This window comes from Parafrankia sp. Ea1.12 (genome assembly GCF_900465275.1).
GTDB lineage: Bacteria > Actinomycetota > Actinomycetes > Frankiales > Frankiaceae > Parafrankia > Parafrankia soli.
In genome coordinates, this window is the sequence record NZ_UBIZ01000320.1 from 1 (window position 1) to 711 (window position 711).

Here is a 711-nt window from a genome sequence, read left to right on the forward strand (position 1 = left end):
GGCGAGGTCTACCGGGCCTACGACACCGGGCAGCAGCGGATGGTGGCCCTCAAGCTCCTGCTCCCGAGCCTGGCCGGGGACTCGCACTACACCGAGCGGTTCCGCCGGGAGTCCGAGACGGTGGCGCAGCTACGCGAGCCGCATGTGATCCCGATCCACCGCCACGGCGAGATCGACGGCCAGCTCTTCATCGACATGCGTCTGGTGGAGGGCGCCCACCTGGGCACGGTCCTGCGCGGCGGGCCGCTCGACCCGCGGACCGCCGTGGACGTCGTCGAGCAGATCGCCTCGGCGCTGGACGCCGCGCACGCCGACGGACTGGTGCACCGCGACGTCAAGCCGTCCAACGTGCTGTGCGCCGGCCGCGGACGTCCGACCGACTTCGTCTACCTCGTCGACTTCGGGATCGCCCGGACGGTCGAGGGTGCCGGGATGACCGCGACCGGGGCGGCGATCGGCTCGATCGAGTACATGGCGCCCGAGCGGTTCCTCTCCGACCGGGTCGACCACCGGGCGGACGTCTACTCGCTGGCCTGCCTGCTCTTCGAGTGCCTGACCGCGCGCAGGCCGTTCGTCACGGCCGAGCGGCTCGGGGTGATCAGGGCACATCTGGAGGAGCCACCGCCCGTCCTGTCGGCCGTGCGGCCCGGGGCACCGGCAGCCCTCGACGCCGTCATCGCGCAGGGCCTGGCCAAGTCACCGGCCGACCGG

Annotated in this window: 1 protein-coding gene; it reads left to right on the forward strand. The window is 72.7% G+C overall.

Going from position 1 to position 711, the window contains the following annotated elements:
• The coding region (locus FMEAI12_RS17070) for a serine/threonine-protein kinase (RefSeq protein WP_146776718.1) at positions 1 to 711 on the forward strand (711 nt) is incomplete at both ends.